Origin of the sequence: Streptomyces sp. NPDC003456 (assembly GCF_042878735.1) — a bacterium.
In the GTDB taxonomy this organism is placed as follows: Bacteria; Actinomycetota; Actinomycetes; order Streptomycetales; family Streptomycetaceae; genus Streptomyces.
Genome location: NZ_JBIAOK010000006.1, coordinates 568,512 through 588,410 on the forward strand (window position 1 = coordinate 568,512; position 19,899 = coordinate 588,410).

At 73.6% G+C, this 19,899-nt stretch carries 13 protein-coding genes, 2 tRNA genes, 1 other RNA gene and 1 pseudogene; 10 read left to right on the forward strand and 7 right to left on the reverse strand.

The window, feature by feature from the left end; translation table 11 throughout:
* Positions 1–60: 60 nt before the first annotated feature.
* Complete coding sequence (locus ACFYWG_RS26940) at positions 61–2,148, forward strand: copper resistance protein CopC (RefSeq protein WP_389203988.1); 2,088 nt, start codon at positions 61–63, stop codon at positions 2,146–2,148.
* Here ACFYWG_RS26940 and ACFYWG_RS26945 read toward each other — a convergent pair.
* The gene (locus ACFYWG_RS26945) at positions 2,048–3,019 is read right to left on the reverse strand and encodes a DUF72 domain-containing protein (protein ID WP_383499123.1); all 972 of its coding nucleotides are present in this window, start codon (positions 3,017–3,019) and stop codon (positions 2,048–2,050) included. The genes ACFYWG_RS26940 and ACFYWG_RS26945 overlap by 101 nt on opposite strands.
* Before the next feature lie 147 nt (positions 3,020–3,166).
* On the opposite strand from ACFYWG_RS26945, the gene ACFYWG_RS26950 reads away from it, so the two are divergent.
* Together ACFYWG_RS26950 and ACFYWG_RS26955 are read left to right on the forward strand one after the other, a co-directional pair.
* Positions 3,167–5,680 carry a SpoIIE family protein phosphatase gene (locus ACFYWG_RS26950; RefSeq protein WP_389203952.1) on the forward strand — a complete coding sequence of 838 codons (2,514 nt, stop codon included), beginning with the start codon at positions 3,167–3,169 and terminating at the stop codon, positions 5,678–5,680.
* Positions 5,681–5,735: 55 nt separating this feature from the next.
* A complete protein-coding gene (locus tag ACFYWG_RS26955; protein WP_383499129.1) occupies positions 5,736–6,203 on the forward strand; it encodes an MSMEG_6728 family protein in 468 nt (155 codons plus the stop codon).
* Positions 6,204–6,581: 378 nt separating this feature from the next.
* Here the strand turns inward: ACFYWG_RS26955 and ACFYWG_RS26960 are convergent, their stop codons facing one another.
* From ACFYWG_RS26960 to ACFYWG_RS26975, 4 genes are all read right to left on the reverse strand, one after another.
* Positions 6,582–6,803, reverse strand: a complete 222-nt coding sequence (locus tag ACFYWG_RS26960; protein ID WP_333931599.1) for a hypothetical protein — start codon at positions 6,801–6,803, stop codon at positions 6,582–6,584.
* 159 nt (positions 6,804–6,962) lie between these two features.
* On the reverse strand, positions 6,963–7,511 hold the full coding sequence (locus ACFYWG_RS26965) for a hypothetical protein (RefSeq protein ID WP_389203953.1): 549 nt from the start codon (positions 7,509–7,511) through the stop codon (positions 6,963–6,965).
* Positions 7,508–9,331 (reverse strand): alpha/beta hydrolase, encoded by a 1,824-nt coding sequence (locus ACFYWG_RS26970; protein ID WP_389203954.1) that lies wholly within the window; start codon positions 9,329–9,331, stop codon positions 7,508–7,510. Before ACFYWG_RS26970 ends, ACFYWG_RS26965 begins: the two co-directional genes overlap by 4 nt.
* An 8-nt stretch (positions 9,332–9,339) precedes the next feature.
* Entirely contained in the window at positions 9,340–9,807 is a 468-nt protein-coding gene (locus tag ACFYWG_RS26975; protein ID WP_389203955.1) for a hypothetical protein, read from the reverse strand.
* A gap of 148 nt (positions 9,808–9,955) precedes the next feature.
* Between ACFYWG_RS26975 and ACFYWG_RS26980 the strand changes: the two are divergent.
* Positions 9,956–10,235 (forward strand): annotated as a pseudogene (locus ACFYWG_RS26980) (site-specific integrase); the annotation flags it as partial.
* Positions 10,236–10,314: 79 nt separating this feature from the next.
* On the opposite strand, the gene ACFYWG_RS26985 reads toward ACFYWG_RS26980, so the two are convergent.
* Positions 10,315–10,402: transfer RNA gene (locus ACFYWG_RS26985), tRNA-Ser, on the reverse strand.
* Between the two features lie 72 nt (positions 10,403–10,474).
* Between ACFYWG_RS26985 and ffs the strand changes: the two genes are divergently transcribed.
* The 6 genes from ffs to ACFYWG_RS27015 all read left to right on the forward strand — a co-directional run bounded on the left by ffs (position 10,475) and on the right by ACFYWG_RS27015 (position 19,763).
* Positions 10,475–10,571: signal recognition particle sRNA small type (ffs, locus tag ACFYWG_RS26990), an RNA gene on the forward strand.
* A 104-nt stretch (positions 10,572–10,675) separates the two neighbouring features.
* Positions 10,676–13,105: a DNA polymerase III subunit gamma and tau gene (locus tag ACFYWG_RS26995; RefSeq protein ID WP_389203956.1), complete on the forward strand. Its 2,430-nt coding sequence runs from the start codon at positions 10,676–10,678 to the stop codon at positions 13,103–13,105.
* Between the two features lie 223 nt (positions 13,106–13,328).
* Positions 13,329–14,579 (forward strand): phosphoribosylamine--glycine ligase, encoded by a 1,251-nt coding sequence (purD, locus tag ACFYWG_RS27000; protein ID WP_389203957.1) that lies wholly within the window; start codon positions 13,329–13,331, stop codon positions 14,577–14,579.
* Positions 14,580–14,943: 364 nt separating this feature from the next.
* Entirely contained in the window at positions 14,944–16,947 is a 2,004-nt protein-coding gene (locus ACFYWG_RS27005) for a hypothetical protein (RefSeq protein WP_389203989.1), read from the forward strand.
* A 368-nt stretch (positions 16,948–17,315) separates the two neighbouring features.
* The gene (locus ACFYWG_RS27010) at positions 17,316–18,794 is read left to right on the forward strand and encodes a N,N-dimethylformamidase beta subunit family domain-containing protein (protein WP_383499148.1); all 1,479 of its coding nucleotides are present in this window, start codon (positions 17,316–17,318) and stop codon (positions 18,792–18,794) included.
* Positions 18,795–18,863: 69 nt separating this feature from the next.
* Positions 18,864–19,763, forward strand: coding sequence for a phosphoribosylaminoimidazolesuccinocarboxamide synthase (locus ACFYWG_RS27015; RefSeq protein ID WP_389203959.1), 900 nt, complete (start codon positions 18,864–18,866; stop codon positions 19,761–19,763).
* Positions 19,764–19,814: 51 nt separating this feature from the next.
* Here the strand turns inward: ACFYWG_RS27015 and ACFYWG_RS27020 are convergent.
* A tRNA-Gly gene (locus ACFYWG_RS27020) sits at positions 19,815–19,890 on the reverse strand.
* Between the last annotated feature and the right edge of the window lie 9 nt (positions 19,891–19,899).

Consider the following 19,899-nt stretch of genomic DNA (forward strand, 5'->3'; position numbering starts at 1 on the left):
GTGGAGCACCGGCGGAACGAGGAGCGCACTGTCGGACGCCCCCGGCGGGCCCGGGCCCTGGTGCTGCTCGGCACCGTACTGGCCCTGCTCCTCCTCGGCACCGGCCCCGCCTCGGCCCACGCGGCCCTCAGCGGTACCGACCCCGACGACGGGTCCGTCGTCCAGCGGGCCCCCCGCCACGTCACCCTGACCTTCACCGAGTCCGTCGGCCTGCTCGACGACTCCTTCCGGGTCTTCGGGCCCGACCAGCGCCGCGTCCGCACCGGCGAGGCCACGCACGCCGACGGCCGCTCCGAGACGGCCCGGGTCGCCCTGCCCGCCGGACTCGCCCGGGGCACGTACACGGTGGCCTGGCGGGTCGTGTCCGCCGACAGCCACCCCGTCTCGGGCGCGTTCAGCTTCTCGGTGGGCAAGCGCTCCGCTACCACCGCCCAGGTCGACACGGGCCCCGCCGAGGACCCCGTCACCGGCGGCCTGCACGACGCCGCCCGCTACCTCGCCTACCTCGCCGCCGCCCTGCTGGTCGGCGTCGCCGCGTTCGTGCTGCTGTGCCGGCCGGCCCACCCGTCCGCCCTCCGGCGGCCCGCGCGCGGCGCCTGGTGGGCGCTGCTCGGCGCCACGGTCGTCCTGCTCCTGCTGCGCGCCCCCTACGAGGCGGGGACCGGCCCGGCGTCGGCCTTCGACACCGATGCCCTGGGCCGCACCCTGACCGGCCGCCCGGGCCAGGCCCTGCTCGTACGGCTCGCCGTGCTCCTGCTCACCGCCGCCCTCGCACGGTGGCTGTCCCGGGGGCGCGCGGACGGCCGGGGGCCGTCGCGCGGTGGCCCCGTGCCGCTCGCGGCGGGCACGGTCCTGGCCGTCGCGCTGGCCCTGACGTGGGCGGCGGCCGAGCACGCCTCCGCCGGGATCCAGGTGCCGCTGGCGATGACGTCGTCCGTGCTGCACCTGCTGGCGACGGGCGTGTGGCTCGGCGGCCTGGTCGCGCTGCTGCTGGTGTCGCGCCGCGGCTCGGGCGAGGACCTGGCGCGGATCGTGCCCCTGTTCTCCCGGATCGCCTTCGCCGCGGTGACCGTCCTGGCGGTCACGGGCCTCTACCAGTCCTGGCGCGGCCTCGGCTCCCTGTCCGCGCTGAGCGGCACCCCGTACGGCCGCCTGCTGCTCGCGAAGCTGGCCGGGGTGGGGGCGCTGCTGCTGGTGGCCCGCTACGCGCGCCGCTGGACCGCCCGTATCGCGGTCCCGGCGCGCACCGCCGAGACCGCCGCTGTCGCGGTGCGGATCCCGCAGCCGGTCGGCGCGGTGGTGGGCGGGCCGGGCGGCGACGACGGCCCGGTGCCGGAGGGACCGCCCGCCGGGCCGGAGCCGCCCGCCGGGCCGGAGCCGGACGGCCGCGAGGGCACCGGCGTTGCCGTCGGTGACCACGGGCCCGGAGCCCGCAGCGGCTCCGGCAGGACCGGCAGGCTCGTAGGCTCCGGCCGGGCGGAGGGCCCCGGCAGCCCCGACGGGGCCGAAGAGCCCGACGGCCCCGGCAAGGCCGACGGCCCGGACGGCCGCCACGGCTCCTGCGACCCCCACGGCCCCGGCAGCCCCGGCCACTCCGCCGGCCCCGGTGGCCCCGACGGCCCCGCCGGGCGTGACGATCACGAGGAGCACGACGCCCGGCGGCGCGGTCTGCGGCGGTCCGTGCTCGCCGAGGTCGCCGTCGCCGCCGTGGTGCTGTTCCTCACCACCCTGCTCACCGGGACGCTGCCCGGGCGCGCCCAGGCCGAGGCGGCGCGGCAGGCCCCGGTCGGCGCGCTGCCGCCCACCGCGGAGGTCGTCGTGCCCTTCGACACGGGCCGGGACGGTGTGACCGGCCGCGGCAGCGTCTACGTCACGCTCGACCCGGCCCGGGTCGGGGACAACGCCGTGACGGCGGTGGTCCACGGCTCCGACACCGGCCTGGTCGTCGTCCCCGAGGTCCGCATCACCTTCACCCTCCCCTCCCGCGAGGTCGGCCCCATCGACGCCGAGGTCAAGGACCGGGGCGGCTACTGGGGCACCAACTCCGTCAACCTGCCGCTCGCCGGGAACTGGACGATGCGGACGACGGTGCGGGTGTCGGACGTGGACCAGGTGACGGTGGAGAAGAAGGTGCGGATCGCGCCCTAGGCACCCCTCCCGCGGCACTCGCTCCGGTGCCGTCGAGCAGCCGGGCCATGGTCTGCGCGGCGCGCACGGCGGCGTCGCCGCAGCAGTTGTTGAACAGCACGTGCACCCGGTCCGCCCGCCCGGCCATCGCGCGCACCCGGGGCAGCCACTCGGCGAGTTCGTCCTCGCCGTACGCGTACCGGAACCGGTCCTCCTTGCTGCCGGTGCCCCAGGCCGTGCTGCGGCCGTGGAAGCGGACCACGGCCAGCCGGGACGAGGTCACCGGCGTCACGGGCGGGACGGAGGAGGGCAGCGTCTGCGTCATGTCGACGGCAACGGCGGCCATGCCGTACCGGGCGAGCAGCGCCTCCGTGTCCTCGGCGGTCCCCGGCTCCCACCAGGACGGATGCCGGAACTCCACGGCGAGCGGCCAGCCCGCGGTCCGCGCGGCGCACTCCGCCAGGAACTCCTCGGCCCGCCGCCCGGGCCGGAACCACGGCGGGAACTGGAAGAGCACACTCCCGAGCCGCCCGGCCTGCCGCAAGGGCTCGACACCGGCGGCGAAACGGGCCCACACCTCGTCCAGCACCCGGGGGTCCCGGGGATCGGCCGGCAGCCCGTCCGGCATCACGGCCGGCCGGGTGGGATGCCCGGTCAGCAGCGAGAACGCCTTCACGTCGAACACGAACCCGTCCGGGGTGCGCCCGGCCCACAGCAGGCTGTTCCGCTCGCTGGGCAGCGCGTAGTACGAGGAGTCGACCTCGACCACCGGGAACCGCTCGGCGTAGTGCCGTAACCGCCCCTCGGCGTCCCGCCGTCCCGGCGGATACCACCCGCCGGCGACCAGTGCCTTGTCGGTCCAGGAGCACGTGCCCACGAGGATCTCACCCATGGGGGAGCGGTTACCCGGGCCGGGCGGCGGCAGGCTCGTGCCGCTTCCGGCCACGGGGCGGTGAGGGCTCTCCCGATCGGGGTAAACAGGTCATAGTGCGCATTTCCGGGGTTTGACCGAGCTCCCGTGAGAGCGAGATGACCGATCATGGAGCAGCCCGTCACCATCGGCCGGGCCACCCGGTCGTCGACCGGACCGGCACCCGAAGCCGTCGACGCCCTCGTCGGCGAGGCGCTCACCGCCCGCGTCACCCTCGACGAGCACGGCGCGGTGACCGCCTGGAACGCCGGTGCGGAGGAGCTGCTCGGGTATCCGGCCGCGGAGATGACCGGCCGGCCCGCCGCGGACCTGCTGGCCGAGCCGATCCCGCTGCGCGGCGGCATGCCGGCCGTGGCGGAGCTGCCCCGCTGGAACGGTGATGTCGCCCTGCGCCACCGCGACGGCCGGCCCTTGACGGTCAGGATCCTCGCCCACCACCGGCCGCCCGGCTCCGGCGCCCCGGCCTGGCTGATCGTCTCCGCCCTCGCGGGCCCCGGCCCCGGCACCGGCCTGGAGGAGGAGCTGGTGAGCTGGAGCTTCGCGCAGTCCCCGTGCTGCGCCATGGCGCTCTACGACACCCGGCTGAGACTGCGGCGGGCCAACGCCGACATGGAACGCGCCACCGCCCTCACCGAGGAGGAGATGCGGGGCCTGCGCGTGTCCGAGATCATCGACGACGACGCCGGCGCACGGGCGGAACGCGGCATGGCCCGGGTGCTCACCACCGGCGAGCCGCAGTACGAGGAGAACTACCTGCGCGCCCCCGGCGAGCAGCACGAGCACGCCTGGTCGGTCTTCATGTCGGCCCTGCGGGACCGGCAGGACGTCATCCGGGGCGTCTGCCTCGCCGCGCACGACATGACCGAGCAGTTCTGGGCCCGCAAGCGCCTGCAACTGATCGCCGAGGCGGGGCGGCGCATCGGCACCACGCTCGACGTGACCCGCACCGCCCAGGAGCTGGCGGACGTGACCGTGCCCGAGCTCGCCGACTTCGTCAGCGTCGACCTGCTGGCCTCACTGGAGGACCTGCCCGAGCCGCCCGGGCGGACCGTCCCGGCGGCGGGCCCGCTGCTGCTGCGGCGGACCGCGCTGCGCTCGCGGATCCCCGGGGCGCCGGAGGCGGTCGTGGCGGCGGGCGCCGTGGACGCCTACCCGGCGGGCTCGGCGCCCTACGAGAGCCTGCGCACGGGGCAGCCGGTGCTGCACGCGCCGGACGACCCGGCGTTCACCGGATGGCTCGCCCGCGACGCGGCCCGCTCCGCGCGCTACCGGGCGTTCGGCATCCACTCGGTGATGAGCGTGCCGCTCGTCGCCCGCGGCACCACCCTGGGCGTGGCGTACTTCGTGCGCCATCGCAACACCGAGGTGTTCCGGCACGACGACCTGGTGCTGGCCGGGGAACTCACGGCCCGGGCGGCCGTCAGCATCGACAACGCCCGCCGCTACACGCGCGAGCGGGACACCGCCGTCACGCTCCAGCGCAGCCTGCTGCCGCAGCGGCTGCCCCGGCAGGCGGCGGTCGAGGTGGCCTCCCGCTACCTGCCGGCCGGCGGGCACGCCGGGGTCGGCGGCGACTGGTTCGACGTCATCCCGCTGTCCGGGGCGCGGGTGGCCCTGGTCGTCGGCGACGTCGTCGGCCACGGGCTGCACGCCAGCGCCACCATGGGGCGGCTGCGCACGGCGGTGCGCACCCTCGCCGACATCGATCTGCCCTGCGACGAACTGCTGACCCACCTGGACGACCTGGTGGCACGGCTGAACACCGAGGACGAGGGAGGCGAGGCCGGCGGGCCCGCACCCGCCCCCGCCTTCGCCGGAGCCGCCGACCCCGCCGCCAGGACCGCCGCGGACGTCGGCGCCACCTGCCTGTACGCCGTCTACGACCCGGTCACCCGGCGCTGCTGCTTCTCGGCCGCCGGGCACCCCCGGCCGGCCGTGGTGAGCCCCGACGGCATCGTCGACCTGCTCACCGTCCCGGCCGGGCCCCCGCTCGGCGTGGGCGGACTGCCCTACGAGGCCACCGAGCTGGAGCTGCCCGAGGGCAGCCTGCTCGCGCTGTACACCAACGGCCTGCTGGAGACCGGGGACCACGACCTCGACGCCGGGGTCGTCCGGCTGCGCCGCGCCCTGGCCCGGCCCGCGGTCTCGCTGGACGCGCTGTGCGACGCGGTGCTCGCGGACCTGCTGCCGCCGCGCCCGGCGGACGACGTGGCCCTGCTCCTGGCCCGCACCCGGGTGCTGCACGACGACCGGGTGGCGACCTGGTCGGTGCCGTCCGACCCGTCCGCCGTCGCGCAGGCCCGCAAGGACGTCGTGGCGCAGCTGGAGCGGTGGGGGCTGTCGGACGCCGCGTTCGTCACCGAACTGGTCGTGAGCGAACTGGTCACCAACGCCATCCGGCACGCCGAGCCGCCGGTCCGGCTCCGGCTGATCCACGACACGAGCCTGATCTGCGAGGTCTCCGACGGCGGCAGCACCGCCCCCCACCTGCGCCGGGCGCGCAGCTTGGACGAGGGCGGCCGCGGCCTGCTCCTGGTGGCGCAGCTGACCGAGCGCTGGGGTACCCGGCAGACGGCGACCGGCAAGACCATCTGGGCGGAGCAGCCCCTGCCTCCGCCCTGAGGAACACCCGCCCCGACCCCCGTCCCCGCGACACGGCAAGGATCACCGACGACGGATGCAGACCTTCCTCCCCTACGCGGACTTCCACGAGACGGCGCTCGCCCTGGACCGCCGCAGGCTCGGCAAACAGCGCGTCGAGGCGCTCCAGGTGCTGCGCGGCCTGGTCGTCCCGGACTACGGCTGGCGTAACCACCCGGCGGTGCGGATGTGGGTCGGCTACGAGGAGGCCCTGGTCCGCTACGGCCTGGAGATCTGCCGGGTCTGGCGCGACCGGGGCCACCAGGACACCTGCGCCGCCACGATGGTCGCCGACCTCGCGGCGGCCCGCCCGCACGCCCCGATCCGCGACCAGCAGGAGCTGGCCGCCGAGGGCGAACTCCCGCCCTGGCTGGGCGACGGCCCGTTCCACCGCAGCCACCGCTCGGCCCTGGTCCGCAAGGACCCGGAGGCCTACGCGGATCTCTTCCCGGGCGTTCCGGACGACCTGCCGTACGTCTGGCCGGACTCGGACCGCCGGCCGTAGGCGTCGCGGGCGGGAGGCCGTGGACACCTCGGACGGCCGGGCGGCCGTGGACGTCCCGGACGGTCGGCCGGCGTGGCCTTCCTCACGGAGGCGCCGGCAACCGGCCGGTCGGCTCGCCGGGAGACGCTAGGCGGCCCGGCGGCGCGACGTGCGCCTGTCCGGGGCGGGCTCCGGCGCCTCCTCGGGCAGGAACGTGTCGTCCTCCCCGAAGTCGGGGGCCTGGAAGGGGTCCGTCGCCGGCGGCGGGGACGCTGCGGCGGAACGGCTGGGGTGCCCTTCCACGGCGGAGAACAGCGAAGTCGATTCGATGAGAGGTCTCTTTTCGATGTGAGCGGGCCCGCGATCGGGCCCGTGCGTGCCGTGTCCCGGCACGGAGGACTACAGCTTGGTCATCTTGGCGTAGGGGCTCGGGATCCGTACGGGCGCCGAACCGAAGTCGACGAGCGCCGCGATTCCGTCCTCGATGCCGATGACCCGGCCGAGGCCGTACATGTCGTGGGTGACCTGGTCTCCCACGGCGAAGTGCTTGGGGGCCGGTGCGACCGGGGCCTTGAAGGGGCTGGTCGGCAGATGGCGCTTCGGAGCTGAAGGCTTAGTCATTGCCCCCAGTATGCGGCCACCGCCGCCCGACGCACCGCTCCTGCCCGTTCCGGATCTCCCGGAAACGACGTCACAGAGGTGACACCCGACACGTCGAAGGGCCCCACGGGCACGTGCCCACAGGGGAAGCCGCGTCTCCCCGCCCGAGAACGCGTCGACTCAGAGAGGTGCGTCACTGGACCAGAACGGGGACCTCACGTTCGGCGCCGGCAGCTCCTGCCCGGAGTAGTCCTTGCCGCTCGGCTTGCTCGTCGGCTGAGCGACCTCCGACTTCTCCACGCACGGGGTCGTGACGCTCAGGTGGGCTTGCCCGTCGGGCCCGATCAGAACTTCGAGCTGGAAGTCGTCCTGCGTTCTGAAGTGGGCCACCAGCCCGTTCGGACTCGTGGCGACGAGCTTGTACCCCTTGCTCTTCCAGTGCCGCTCCAGCACGCCGAGGAAGCTGCCACGCCGCTCGGCGGAGATGATCGTCATGACGGCACGATCGCGGTCCACATAGCAGTCACCCGGCATTGAGTACCTGTGTGTCCACTCGACCGGTGGCTTGATGGCCGCGAACGCCTCGTCCAAGATCCCGTCCGCGCGGTCGGCGGCCTCTTGCAGGTTCATCTTCGATCGGCTCTCTTTGCTCGAGGACGCAGAACCGGTCGTGCCGCAACCGGCCAGAAACAGCACCAGTACTGCGGCGACTGCAATTCTCACCCTCATCGCGGCGTCTCCCTTATGACGTATTCTGGATGTCCTGCGACGATGGCGGCTATGTTCTGCGCAGAGATTCTGTCCTTCCCCTCTGCCGGGGAGAAGTAGTTGCTATGGGCTTCGATATCCAATTCTGAGTCCAGGATGTCGGGGAAGGACGGCTGCACGAGCTCCGGACCGGGCAGGGTGCGGAACCGGTTGGCGCCGAACGCTTCGCTTGCCGGGTCCTTCCCGAACCAGATGTCGTCATCGCCCTGATCGGCAACCTCTCCTCCGAGGTAGGCGCCAGGTGGCCCTCCGCCGAAGAACCCCATGGTTCCGGCCACGGCTTCCTTCGGCGCCGGCAGCTTGGTGACGATGTCGTTCTCCGCCGCACCCACCCAGACGTGCTCCTTTCCCACCCCCAGGTCCTCCGCCTTGTCGGCGCCGACGCCAGGGCTTCCGACGAGAATGATGTCGTCGGCGCCAGGAATGCCTCCCGCTTCCTGTGTGGCTCCCCCTACCAGCCGAGAACCGTAGGAATGGCCGATGGCGGTGATGTGAGGGTCGGTGTGCTCATTCGTTGCCGAAATGCCGCTCATGAAGCTGTTGTACGCGGGTGCGCCGCGCTGGGCGTCGACTGCAGTCATTACATCGATAGATTGAGGCGCGTCGTAACCGAGCCATACGATTGACGATGAGGAGGGATCGAACTTCTGGGCCTCCGTGGCCGTGTAGTAGGCGCGTTTCACCGTACCTTCGGCGAAAGCGGAGTCGAGCTTGGTCCCCAATCCGGGCGCATATGCCGAGACATTCTTCGAGGTGTCAGGATTCCCGTAGGCGACGATCGCCCTCCCGTTCCCCTCAAGACCGACGCCCAGGAGGAGAATCGGTGGCTGGCCTCCGGCGTTGAGCTTGTTCTGGATGCCCTTCAGCCCTTCGAGCTTCTCCTTGGACGCCTCGTCATGATGGCCCTGCAACTGCGCGATGAGGAGATGGATGTTCTCCCGGTTCGCCTCGTCCCGGACCGTCGACGGGATACCGTCCAAGTTCCCGATGACATCGGGAAAAGCCGCCTTGTACCCCTCACGTTGCTCGTCGCTCAGACCGTCCCACCACTCCTTGCGGTCGGCCGGTGACTTGTCCAGGGGGATGTGGTCCCGGAGGTACTCCCTGGCCGCTGAGCTCACAGACGTGACGTCGGCTGCCACATCCGCCCATGTCTTGGTGTCGACGTTCAGACCCGGCGCTGCCTTGAGCTTGTTCAGCGCCTTGCTGTACCGGTCGTCGATCTCCTGAGCTTCCCGTACGGCGTGGGCGATGCGGTCGGCGATGTCCACGGCCTTGGCATGGTGCGGGTTCGGATTCTTGAACTGCGGATTGTGCTGGACCAGCCCTGGTGACCGAAATCCCGTGTCATTGCCGGTGAGCATGCCGTTGTTGCCCAGGACTGTGCCGCCCGGGATCGGCTCACCGCTGAACTCCTCCTTCCCGCCGGCGGGATACGTGACGGTGCCGTCGGCGTTGACGGTGTACGCCAGCGCTGCCGCGTCGTCCAGGGCCTCGGACAGGCGCTTTTTGGGGGCAGTGATCTCGGACGAGAAACCGTCTAGCGCGCCTGTGATCAGACCGCACTCGACCTGGGTGTAGTGGAAGTTCTCCGACAGCTTCCTCAGTTGCTTCAGTGCCGCGTCCACCGCCTCACCCTCATTGGCCTTCTGCAGAGCCGCGGTGATCTGCTTGTGGATGCGTTCCCGGGCTGCGTCCGCCATGGCACTGACCACGCGGTATCCGTCCGCTGCCTCCGCGTACTCGGTCGGTTCGAGGGCCCTGAGTGTCAGGTGGTCCATGTACCGGGTCACCGTCCCCGGGCCTGGCCGCCGGCAGGTGTGCTCGTGTAGTACTCGGCCCTCAGCTTGGAGATCTCTGCCTTGATGGCCTCGTCGGTCCGTAGCTGATCATTACCCGCCTTCTCCAACACGTCGGCAAGCCCGTCGCACACCTCGGCCACGTCCTTGACGTAGCGCTTCCAGGAGTTGAAGACCTCCCGCTGCGCTGTCGCGGTCAGGCACCCGGCTCCCTTCCCGAGCCCGGCCTGGCCGACCTCCATTTTCGCCCGTGCCCTGCCGAGGTCCTCACCCAATGACCCGACGTCCGCTCCCGCCCTGGTCCACGCCGCCTTGTCGGACCTCAGCTTGCCCGCTCCGTCGCCACTGGCGGCGGAGCCGGTGCCGCCTTGGTCGGCGGGTAGTTGATTGAGCTGCATCTGCGTGGTGTGCCGCTCGGCGGCCGCGGCTTTGAGTTGCTCCCACTCGTCCCACGCCATGCGCGGCTCCTCCCCGTGTCCTTACTGCGCGTCACCGAGCGGATGTGAACTTGTGACCGCCTCGCTCTGGTGATCGAGACGTACCGTAACGCCCCGACATCACGCGCCCCATCCGTGTAGGCACCCGGGAGTCTGAGTACGTGTACTCAGCGGCTACGTCTTCACTTCGCCGACGGGCGGGCCACTGGGCCCGAACACCGACTATCACGTGTGGAAGCCGCTCCTTCGGGACGCGGGCGTGCGGGATGGGCGTCTCCATGACGCTCGCCACGGGTGTCCCGGACGTCATCGTGGACGCGATCATGGGCTGGGAGCCGGGTGGCGCCGCCCGGATGCGGGCCCGCTGCATGCATGTGACGGGGATCATGCTCCGGAAGGTCGCGGATGAGGGCGGCGAGAAGCTGTGGGGCCCCTCCGGACCCAAGTGAGACCAGAGCTGAGACCACACACGTCGAAGGGCCCCACCGCGAACGGTGGGGCCCTTCGACATCGTGCCCGGTGAGGCACTGGCGGAGGATACGAGATTCGAACTCGTGAGGGGTTGCCCCCAACACGCTTTCCAAGCGTGCGCCCTAGGCCTCTAGGCGAATCCTCCGCCGGAAACATTACATGACCGAGAGGAGTGCTCGCGAACTCGTTCCCCGCCCCCGACATCAGGTAGCCTTGGCGCAGCCCCTCACGCGGCGCTATCTGACTGAACTCCCCCAGGGCCGGAAGGCAGCAAGGGTAGGTCGGCTCTGGCGGGTGCGTGGGGGGCGTCTGCGTTCCGGGGCGGCTCCGGGTTCTTCCACGTTCCGCTGGGTTCTCGGCCTCCGCTCCGTCTCCCGGCCGGGGCCCGATGTCGGTGGCCGCCTATAACCTCGTAGGCGTGTCGTCTCTCGCTCTGTACCGCCGCTACCGCCCGGAGACCTTCGCCGAGGTCATCGGGCAGGAGCATGTCACCGACCCGTTGCAGCAGGCGCTGCGCAACAACCGGGTCAACCACGCGTACCTGTTCAGCGGGCCGCGCGGCTGTGGCAAGACGACCAGCGCACGCATCCTGGCCCGCTGCCTGAACTGCGAGCAGGGCCCCACGCCCACCCCGTGCGGCGCGTGCCACTCCTGCCAGGACCTCGCGCGCAACGGCCCCGGCTCCATCGACGTCATCGAGATCGACGCCGCTTCCCACGGAGGCGTGGACGACGCCCGTGACCTTCGCGAGAAGGCCTTCTTCGGGCCGGCCCGCAGCCGGTACAAGATCTACATCATCGACGAGGCCCACATGGTCACGTCGGCCGGCTTCAACGCGCTGCTGAAGGTCGTCGAGGAGCCCCCGGAGCACCTCAAGTTCATCTTCGCCACCACCGAGCCCGAGAAGGTCATCGGGACGATCCGCTCCCGGACCCACCACTACCCCTTCCGGCTCGTCCCGCCCGGCACCCTCCGGGAGTACCTCGGCGAGGTGTGCCAGAAGGAGGGCATCCCGGTCGAGGACGGGGTGCTCCCGCTCGTCGTGCGGGCCGGCGCCGGATCCGTGCGTGACTCCATGTCCGTCATGGACCAGCTGCTCGCCGGCGCCGCCTCGGACGGTGTGACCTATGCCATGGCCACGTCCCTGCTCGGGTACACCGAAGGCTCGCTGCTCGACTCCGTCGTCGAGGCGTTCGCCACGGGTGACGGGGCCGCCGCCTTCGAGGTCGTCGACCGGGTCATCGAGGGCGGCAACGACCCGCGCCGGTTCGTCGCCGACCTGCTGGAGCGGCTGCGCGACCTGGTGATCCTGGCCGCCGTCCCGGACGCCGCCGAGAAGGGGCTGATCGACGCCCCGGCCGACGTCGTCGAGCGCATGCAGGCACAGGCCGGCACCTTCGGCCCCGCCGAGCTGAGCCGCGCCGCCGACCTGGTCAACGAGGGCCTGACGGAGATGCGCGGCGCCAACTCGCCCCGCCTCCAGCTCGAACTGATCTGCGCCCGCGTGCTGCTCCCCGCCGCCTACGGCGACGAGCGGTCCGTCATGGCCCGCCTGGACCGCATCGAGCGCGGCGTGAGCTTCTCCGCGCCCCCCGCGGCCGGCATGCCCGCCATGGGGTACGTGCCCGGGCCCGAGGCCCACGCGCAGCCCGCACCGCCGGTCCAGCCCGGGGGCGGCCCCGCCGCCGCCCGCGCGGCGGTCCGGACGTCCGGTGGCCCCGGCGCCCCCGCCGACCAGGGCAGCGGCGGCCCGACGGCTCCCGCCCCGACCGGTCCGGGCGCGCCTTCGTCCGGCCCGGCAGCGCCCGAGGGCCACGGCCCGGCCGCGCCCGAACGCCCCAGCCCGGGAGCGCCCGGGGGCCACGCCCCCGCCGCCACCCCCTCCGCACCCGCGTCCGGCCAGGGCGGCGCGCCCGCCCCACCCACGCAGCCCGCGCCGTCCGCCCAGCAGCCGCACGCCCCGGCACCCTCCGCCTCCGCCCCCGCTCCCGGCGCCTGGCCCACGGCCGCGTCCGCCGGCGGTGGCCGCCGTCCCGGCGGCTGGCCCACGGCGGCCCCGGGCGCACCCGCCTCCGGCGCCCCGGCCCCGGACCCCTCCGCACCAGGCACTCCCGCGCCGAGCAGCCCTCCGCCCGCGCCGCAGCCCCCGCAGTCCACCCCGGCGGCCCCGCCCCAGGCGGCGTCCGCCGCGCCCCCGGCCGGGGGACTCGACCCGCGCATGCTGTGGCCGAACATCCTGGAGGCGGTCAAGAACCGCCGCCGCTTCACCTGGATCCTGCTCAGCCAGAACGCCCAGGTGGCCGGCTTCGACGGCACGACCCTCCAGCTCGGCTTCGTGAACGCGGGCGCCCGGGACAACTTCCTGAGCAGCGGCAGTGAGGACGTACTGCGTCAGGCGCTGGGCGAGCAGTTCAACGTGCAGTGGAAGATCGAGGCGATCGTCGACCCCTCGGGCGGCTCCGCGCCCCCGGCCTCCGGCGGCCCCGGGGGCTTCGGCGGCGGCTCGGGCGCGGCCCCGGCCCCGGGCGGCTACGGCGGTTCCGCCTCGGCCACCGGCTCCGGCGCCTACGGCGGCGGCTACGGCTCCGGCGGCGGTGGAGGCACGGCGACCGCCCAGCGCCCGGCCCCGGCCCAGGCAGCCGCCCCGTCGGCCCCGGCCCGGCCGTCAGCCCCCGCGCCCTCGGCGCCGGTCCCCCAGCCCTCCGCGCCCCAGCCGCGCCACGTCTCCGTCGAGGAGGACATCCCCGAGGACGACGACCCCGACCTGGACGAATCGGCGCTCTCCGGCCAGGAGCTGATCGTCAGGGAGCTGGGGGCGACGGTGGTGGAGGAGTTCACCAACGACTAGCGGGCGGCTTCCCGCAACGGCCCCTCCGGGCGGAGGGCGGCCACCGGCAACCGTCCCACGGAGCGGCGGGCGGTTCCCCGTCACGGCCCCGGCACGCAGGCGCCCGGGCTTCTCACCACGGCGCTCACGTGGGTGCCTTTCGTAGGAACCTCCATATCCCCTCCGCTCCCGCCTTCGGAAGCCCGCACAAAGGCCCAGCGGCGGCTGCCGTTAGGCTGACCCCGTGAAGGTCCTCGTCATCGGCAGCGGCGCCCGCGAACACGCCCTGTGCCACTCCCTGTCCCACGACCCCGACGTCACGGCGCTGCACTGCGCCCCCGGCAACGCCGGCATCGCCGAGGTCGCCGAGCTGCACCAGGTCGACGCCCTGGACGGCGCCGCCGTCACCGCGCTGGCCACCCGGCTGGGCGCGGAGCTGGTGGTCGTCGGCCCGGAGGCGCCGCTCGTCGCCGGTGTCGCCGACGCCGTGCGCGAGGCGGGCATCCCGGTGTTCGGCCCCTCCGGTGAGGCCGCGCAGCTGGAAGGCTCCAAGGCCTTCGCCAAGGACGTCATGGCGGCGGCCGGCGTGCCCACGGCCCGGTCGTACGTCTGCACGACGGCCGAGGAGGTCGACACCGCCCTCGACGCCTTCGGCGCCCCCTACGTCGTCAAGGACGACGGCCTGGCCGCCGGCAAGGGCGTCGTCGTCACCGACGATCTGCGCGCGGCCCGCGAGCACGCTGCTGCCTGCGAGCGCGTGGTCATCGAGGAGTACCTCGACGGCCCCGAGGTCTCCCTGTTCGCGGTGACCGACGGCGAGACGGTCGTACCGCTCCAGCCCGCCCAGGACTTCAAGCGCGCCCTGAACGGCGACGAGGGCCCCAACACCGGCGGCATGGGCGCTTACTCCCCGCTGCCGTGGGCCGACCCCAAGCTGGTCGACGAGGTGCTGCACACCGTGCTGCAGCCGACCGTGGACGAGATGCGGCGGCGCGGCACCCCGTTCTCCGGGCTGCTCTACGCCGGTCTCGCGATCACCTCGCGCGGTGTGCGCGTGATCGAGTTCAACGCCCGCTTCGGCGATCCGGAGACCCAGGTCGTGCTGGCCCGGCTGAAGACGCCGCTGGCCGGTCTGCTGCTGGCCGCCGCCACCGGCACCCTCGCCGACCTGGAGCCGCTGCGCTGGAGCGACGACGCGGCCGTGACCGTGGTCGTCGCCTCGCACAACTACCCGGGCACCCCGCGCACCGGCGACCCGATCACCGGTCTGGACGAGGTCGCCGCCCAGGACGCCCCGCACGCGTACGTGCTGCACGCCGGCACCAGGCGGGAGGGCGACGCCGTCGTCAGCGCGGGCGGCCGGGTGCTGTCCGTCACGGCCACCGGCAAGGACCTCACCGAGGCCCGCGACCGCGCCTACACGGCCGTCGCGCGCATCCGCCTCGACGGCTCCCAGCACCGCACCGACATCGCCGCGAAGGCGGCCGGCGCGTAACGTCCCGCGGCCGGGCGGGCACCGGCTCCCCCGGACGCCCCCCGGCCGCTGTACCTGGTCACCGATGAACCCCGCAGGCCCCGGACCCGTCTCAGGATCCGGGGCCTGACGCGTGGCGGAAAGCCGTCGGCGGGGGTGATCCGATCGTCGCGCTGTCCGTCATCAGCTCTCCCCAAAGCCATTCCATCGAGTGACCGATGTCGTTTCCGGCTGACGGGGGGAGAAGCCCCAACTATGGTGCCGCGCAAGCGTTCCGGCACTTGGCCCACCGGCATTGCGATGTCAGTGACGGGTGCCACAGTGGGGGAGTGAGCAAGGGAAGCGTCAGGTCTACGGGGAGGGGGTGAGGTCGGTCGTGACCGGAATGGGTGTGGAGGCAGGAGCGCAGGCCGCGCGGGCGCGGGCACTGGCCGTGCTCCGCATGCGCAGCCGTGCGCTGGCCGTCGCCCTGCTGCCCGCCGCCGTCGCCGTGATCCTGCTGGCGGGCGCCGCGGGCGACCGGCTCGAGGGTCCCGTCTGGGACGCGACCCGCTGGGCCCTGACGCCGGTCGCGGCGCTCGTGCTGCTCGCCGCCGGCGGGATCGCCCTGGTCGTGGCCCGGGCCCGGCCCGCGATGAGCCCGACCGTCCCGATCGCCGAGGAGGCGGCCCCCGACCTGTACCGGATGGTGCGCGACCTCGCCGACCGCCTGGACGTCCCGGCGCCCTCCGCCATAGCGCTCACCCCGGACTGCGACAGCTGGCTCGAGGACCGGACGCACCCGGCCCACGGACCGCCCCCCGCCGAGGAGCACGACGACATAGCCGGCTCCGGCCGGCACGCCCAGCGCCGGCAGCCGGTCGCCCCGGTCCTGGTCATCGGCTCCCCCTTCCTGTGGTGGATGCGCGTCGGCGAGCTGCGCGCGGTCCTCGCCCCGGTCGTCGCCGGTACGGGCCCCTCGGCCCACCCCGACATAGCGGCCGCCCGGCGCTTCGTCCGGGGCCTGGACGCCGCCGTCGCCGTGGCCTCGGCGCCCCGCCGCGACCCGGTGACCCGGGCGGTGCTCGCGGGGGTCGGCTGGGTGGCCCGGCTGCTGCTGCGCAGCTGCCGCGCCCACGCCGCCGAGATGGAACGGGGCGTGGCGTCCGCCGCCGCGGAGCGTGCACAGGCTGTGGACTACGGGCTGCGGATCGTCGCCCAGGAGCAGGTCGGCCTGGCGTACGCGGGCTGGGACCGGCTGCTGACCCGGGTGGCGCTGCCGGCCTGGCGGATGGGCCGCTGGCCGTCCCGGCTGGACGCCGGTGTCGTCGCGGCGCTCACCGAGCTGTCCCGGCGGGACCGCCTGGCCGAGGGCTTCGCGTCCCGGCTCGGCGAGCGGCCCGCCTGCGACCTGCTGGAGGAGCCGGGCGCGGTCGACGAGGCCGCCTCCCTGCTCGCCGCCCGCCTCTTCCACGGCGGCCCGGCCGGGTCCGGGCCCGACTGGTCGCCGGTGGACTGGAGCGAGTATCCGGAGGAGGTCGTGGACCGCAAGTGGCGCCTGGACGCCGCCCGGCTGCACCGGGTCCTCGACGCCATGGGCGTCCGCCCGGCGCCGGGGGACGCACCCCCGGCCTCCGCCGCCCCGACCCTGTCCCGGGTCCTCGACCACCTCACGGAGCCGGACCGCGCCTGGCCCCCCGGCCCGCCCTGCACGATCACCGCCCCGGGTTACAGCCCGGCCGCCCCCGCGGCAGGCCGCTCCGCCGCCGCCCCGACCCCGGCGGCCACTGCCCCGGCCTCCGCAGCCGCCGCCCCCGCCTCCGCGACGACCGCCCCGGCCGCCGCTTCGGCTCCCGCAGCGACCACCTCGGCCTCCGCAGCCACGCCCCCCGAGCCCGCCGGTACGGCGGCCGGCGGCCCTGCCGGGGCGCCCCTGCCCGGGGACACCGGCGCCGCGCCCTTCGCCGACGACGAGGACCTCGCCGACACCACCCCCCGCAGCGCAGCCCTCGCCGCCCGGCTCAGCGCCGAGCTGGCCCGCGAGGAGGCCCCGCCCGCGGCGGCCACCGGTCCCGGCCCGGTGCCCCCTGCCGCGGCCGCCGGCCCCGGCTCCGCGGCCCTCTGGGACGACCGGGCCCTGCCCCTCTTCCCCCTCCAGCCGCCGCGCACGGCCCGCGAGCTGCTCGCCGACCACCTCACGGCGATGGTCTGCTGCGCGGCGATGGACAGCGTGGGCGCCACCCCGGGCCTGGACTGGCTGGACGGCCCCTCCCTGCTCGTCGGCGGCGAGCGCGCGGCGGATCTCGCCCCCAAGGTCCTCACCCTGATCGAGGACGGCGACGCGGTCCCGTTGCGCGCCTGGCTCGCCGAGCTGGGGATACGCCCGGAGAAGCCGGTCCGGCTCGCCTGACCGGGCCGGACCCGCCGCGGAGCAACACCTTCCGCTTCTGGCCAATTCGCGACGAACAGTGACGGAACAGGCGCTTCATGTGATGTGCTGGGAGCGTCGCGCGCATGGCAAGGGCTGGCGGAATACGACACACACATAGGCACGGGGCGTCGCACGCACCTCACCCGGCCACGAGCACCGGGGTCACCGCACGCACGGCCCGCGAGGCCCGCCCACCACGCCCACAGCACGCCACGCACACGCACGCGTACACGCAGAGGCACAGGCACACACGCACAGGCACACACGCACAGGCACAGGCACAGCAAAAGAGAGCGCGCACACACCGGTACGCACGATCACGGGGGCCAAGGGGAGGGGAAGCCGCCATGGGTTCGGAGCAGACTCGGCGCTGGGAGTCGGGAGCACTGGCGCACGCCGTGACGGATCCCTTCGGGCAGGGTCCCGTGCCGTGGCTGCGCGGCAACGTGACGTACTTCGACGACACCGGCCAGGTCGTCCCCTGGTACGTCGACCAGGACGCGGCCCCCGGGGCGAGGAAGGGCACCCGCTCCGGCGGCGGCCCCCGCGCGGCCGACGACGTGCACCTCCAGATCAAGGGCTTCACCTCCACCGGCGCCGTCGCGCCCGGCGAGGCCATCGACTTCCACATCACCGTCGACCCGCCGCAGGAGTTCGGCGTCGACATCTACCGCATCGGCCACTACGGCGGTGACGGCGCCGCGAAGATCACCACCAGCCCGCGCCTGTCCGGCATCGTGCAGCCCCGGCCCCTCGCCGCGGACCGCACGGTCTCCTGCCACCACTGGTGGCTGTCGTGGCGCCTGCAGATCCCCGCGTACTGGAACGTCGGGGCGTACGTCGCGGTCCTCACCACGGCCGGCGGCCACCGCTCCCACGTGCCCTTCACCGTCCGGCACGACCAGCCGGCCGATCTGCTGCTCGTGCTGCCCGACGTGACCTGGCAGGCGTACAACCTCTACCCGGAGGACGGCCGCACGGGTGCGAGCCTCTACCACGCCTGGGACGAGGAGGGCCGCCTGCTGGGCGAGTCGCAGGCCGCCACCACGGTCTCCTTCGACCGCCCCTACGCCGGCGCCGGCCTGCCCCTGCACGTCGGCCACGCCTACGACGTCATCCGCTGGGCCGAGCGCTACGGCTACGACCTCGCCTACGCCCACGCCTCCGACCTGCACGCGGGCCGCGTCGACCCGGGCCGCTACCGAGGACTCGTCTTCCCCGGGCACGACGAGTACTGGTCGGCCGAGATGCGCCGCACCGTGGAGGCCGCCCGGGACGCCGGCACCTCACTGGTGTTCCTGTCCGCCAACTCCCTGTACTGGCAGGTGGAACTGGGCCCCTCCCCCTCAGGCGTCCCCGGCCGCCTGCTGACCTGCCGCAAGCGCAGGGGCCCGGGCAAGCCGGTGCTGTGGCGGGAGATCGACCGGGCGGAGCAGCAGCTCCTGGGCATCCAGTACGCCGGCCCCGTCCCCGAGCCCCACCCGCTGATCGTGCGCAACGCCGGGCACTGGCTGTGGGAGGCCACCGGCGCCCACGAGGGCGACGAGATCGAGAACCTGGTGGCGGGCGAGGCCGACCGCTACTTCCCGCGCACCCCGCTGCCCGAGCACGAGGAGCGGGTCCTGCTCGCCCACTCCCCGTACACCGACAAGGAGGGCGCGCTCCGCCACCAGGAGACCTCCCTGTACCGCGCGCCGTCCGGGGCCTGGGTCTTCGCAGCAGGAACGTTCGCCTGGTCCCCGGCCCTGGACCGGCCCGGCCACGTCGACGAACGGGTCCAGCGGGCGACCGCCAATCTTCTGGACCGCATCTGCAAACGCGACTGACCCGCTGTCCGTGACCGGTCCCCCATACGGGAGAATCGAGCCACTTGGACAGAACCACGGGGAGGAACCGTGTCCGGATTCGTCGAAAAGCCCGAGCCGATCGAGGTTCCGGGTCTGGTGCATCTGCACACCGGCAAGGTGCGCGAGCTGTACCGGAACGAGGCGGGCGACCTCGTGATGGTCGCCAGCGACCGCATCTCCGCCTACGACTGGGTGCTGCCGACCGAGATCCCCGACAAGGGCCGCATCCTCACCCAGCTGTCCCTGTGGTGGTTCGACCGGCTCTCCGACCTGGTCCCGAACCACGTGCTGAGCACGGACCTGCCCGCGGGCGCCCCCGCCGACTGGGAGGGCCGCACGCTCGTCTGCAAGAACCTCGAGATGGTCCCCGTGGAGTGCGTGGCCCGCGGCTACCTCACCGGCTCGGGTCTCGCCGAGTACAACGAGACCCGCACGGTCTGCGGTCTCGCCCTGCCGGAGGGCCTGACCGACGGCAGCGAACTGCCCGCCCCCATCTTCACCCCGGCCACCAAGGCCGAGGTCGGCGAGCACGACGAGAACGTCTCCTACGAGGAGGTCGCCCGCCGGGTCGGCGCCGACACCGCGGCCCGGCTGCGCCAGGCGACCCTCGCGGTGTACTCCCGCGGCCGGGACATCGCCCGGGAGCGCGGCATCATCCTGGCGGACACCAAGTTCGAGTTCGGCTTCGACGGCGAGACCCTGGTCCTCGCCGACGAGGTCCTCACCGCGGACTCCTCCCGCTTCTGGCCGGCCGACCGGTGGGAGCCCGGCCGGGCGCAGCCGTCGTACGACAAGCAGTTCGTGCGCGACTGGCTGACCTCGGCGGAGTCCGGCTGGGACCGCCGGAGCGAGCAGCCGCCCCCGGCCCTGCCGCAGCAGGTCGTGGACGCCACCCGCGCCAAGTACGTCGAGGCGTACGAGCGCCTCACCGGCACGAGCTGGTCGTAGCGAGAGCGGGACACGGAAAAGCCCCCCGGCCGGAACCGGGGGGCTTCTCGCTGGAGCGAACGACGAGGTTCGAACTCGCGACCTCAACCTTGGCAAGGTTGCGCTCTACCAACTGAGCTACGTTCGCATGCGCCGT

Bases quoted from the DNA above. Each gene is read 5' to 3' on its own strand.
- ACFYWG_RS26960 (WP_333931599.1), bottom strand. From the start codon at position 6,803: ATGACTAAGCCTTCAGCTCCGAAGCGCCATCTGCCGACCAGCCCCTTC.
- ACFYWG_RS26970 (WP_389203954.1), bottom strand. From the start codon at position 9,331: ATGGACCACCTGACACTCAGGGCCCTCGAACCGACCGAGTACGCGGAG.
- ACFYWG_RS26955 (WP_383499129.1), top strand. From the start codon at position 5,736: ATGCAGACCTTCCTCCCCTACGCGGACTTCCACGAGACGGCGCTCGCC.
- ACFYWG_RS26950 (WP_389203952.1), top strand. From the start codon at position 3,167: ATGGAGCAGCCCGTCACCATCGGCCGGGCCACCCGGTCGTCGACCGGA.
- ACFYWG_RS26945 (WP_383499123.1), bottom strand. From the start codon at position 3,019: ATGGGTGAGATCCTCGTGGGCACGTGCTCCTGGACCGACAAGGCACTG.
- ACFYWG_RS27005 (WP_389203989.1), top strand. From the start codon at position 14,944: ATGGGTGTGGAGGCAGGAGCGCAGGCCGCGCGGGCGCGGGCACTGGCC.
- ACFYWG_RS27010 (WP_383499148.1), top strand. From the start codon at position 17,316: ATGGGTTCGGAGCAGACTCGGCGCTGGGAGTCGGGAGCACTGGCGCAC.
- ACFYWG_RS26965 (WP_389203953.1), bottom strand. From the start codon at position 7,511: ATGAGGGTGAGAATTGCAGTCGCCGCAGTACTGGTGCTGTTTCTGGCC.
- ACFYWG_RS26975 (WP_389203955.1), bottom strand. From the start codon at position 9,807: ATGGCGTGGGACGAGTGGGAGCAACTCAAAGCCGCGGCCGCCGAGCGG.